The 1,349-nt window shown below is 63.0% G+C and carries 1 protein-coding gene; it reads right to left on the reverse strand.

What is annotated here, in order from left to right; translation table 11 throughout:
- Positions 1-196: 196 nt before the first annotated feature.
- Positions 197-1,258 (reverse strand): IS110 family transposase, encoded by a 1,062-nt coding sequence (locus M0D64_RS44780; protein WP_171926248.1) that lies wholly within the window; start codon positions 1,256-1,258, stop codon positions 197-199.
- Positions 1,259-1,349: the final 91 nt, after the last annotated feature.

The following is a 1,349-nucleotide window of genomic DNA, read 5'->3' on the forward strand; positions in this document are numbered from 1 at the left end:
CTTGTTGGGCGCTGTCGTTGCCGCGCCCGGGCCCGGATAGTAACCGCGCAGCGGGACTCCGTTCATCTCCCGGCGAATGCACATCGTGCAGCGCCTTGTGAGCGGTCGAGTTCGCCCGCTGCCGGTCTGACCTGTCGCTATCCTTGCCTGTTGCGTCCTTGAGTGGAGTTCGGTTCAGTTCAAACGGCATGTAGCGTCAGCCGCTTGCCTTGGCGGCGGCACGAGCGCACACGTATGCGGGATCGAAGTGCTCGCCCTTGGCGAGCACAGCCCACAGAATGCGGGCGTGCTTGTTGGCGACCGCGACGAGCGTCTTGTGGTAGCCAATGCGCGCCTGCAACTGGACGATCCAGCGTGAGAGGCGGTCGTCGTGTCGGTGCGCAGCCTGGATGGCTGATCGCGCGCCTTGGTAAAGCAGGCTGCGCAGATAGTCGTTGCCCTGTCTGGTGATGCGCCCGAGTCGCGGCTTGCCGCCGCTGCTGTTCTGTTTGGGTACGAGCCCGATCCAGGCCGCCATCTGACGACCGTTCTTGAACTGGCGGGCGTCGATGACCGTAGCGACTGCTGCGGATGCTGTCAGCCGGCCCACGCCGCAGACCTTCATGCACCGCTGTGCTTGGGGATCATCGCTGACGTGCCGCGCGATCTGCGTGTCAAGCCAGGCAATTTCATCGTCGAGCGCCTGCCATTGGGCCAACCCATGCATCAGGGCTTCTCGGGCCGGGGCGGCGAGTTCGTTACTGCCATCCTCGACGCGGTCAACGAAGTGCTTGCGCAACTGGTGGATGCCTTGCGGCAGGAAGACGCCGAACTCGGCCAGCAATCCGCGTAGTCGGTTCACCAGCGCGGTGCGCTCCTCGATAAATCCCGTGCGCATGCGATGGAGCACCAGCACGCTTTGCTGGGCAGGTGTCTTGATCGGCACGAACCGCATGTGCGGGCGGCTGGCGGCTTCGCAGATCGCTTCTGCATCGACTGCGTCATTCTTCACGCGGGCACCGCCTTTGCGGTAGGGAGCGGCAAATTGCGGTGGAATCAGTCGCACGTCATGTCCGAGCGCGCGCAGCTTGCGCGCCCAGTAGTGCGCCGCGCTGCACGCTTCCATGGCGACTAGGCACGGCTCCAGATTGGCAAACCAGCTCACGAACCGCTCACGTGCAATGGCCCTGCGCACGACAACGTGCTCGGTGCAATCAACGGCATGAAGTTGCATGACGTTCTTCGCCAGATCCACGCCAACACGAGTAATCTTGTCCATGACTTCCCCCTTTGTGGAAGGTTGCGTTGCACCAGCCATGATCGCACCAGACGGTGACGATCCGCAGACCGGGGAAGTCCTTACTAATTCA

Origin of the sequence: Paraburkholderia sp. WS6 (assembly GCF_030464835.1) — a bacterium.
Lineage (GTDB): Bacteria > Pseudomonadota > Gammaproteobacteria > Burkholderiales > Burkholderiaceae > Paraburkholderia > Paraburkholderia madseniana.

What these genes read in the sequence shown, in the direction of transcription:
- M0D64_RS44780 (WP_171926248.1), bottom strand. Translation starts at nt 1,258, where the DNA reads ATGGACAAGATTACTCGTGTTGGCGTGGATCTGGCGAAGAACGTCATG.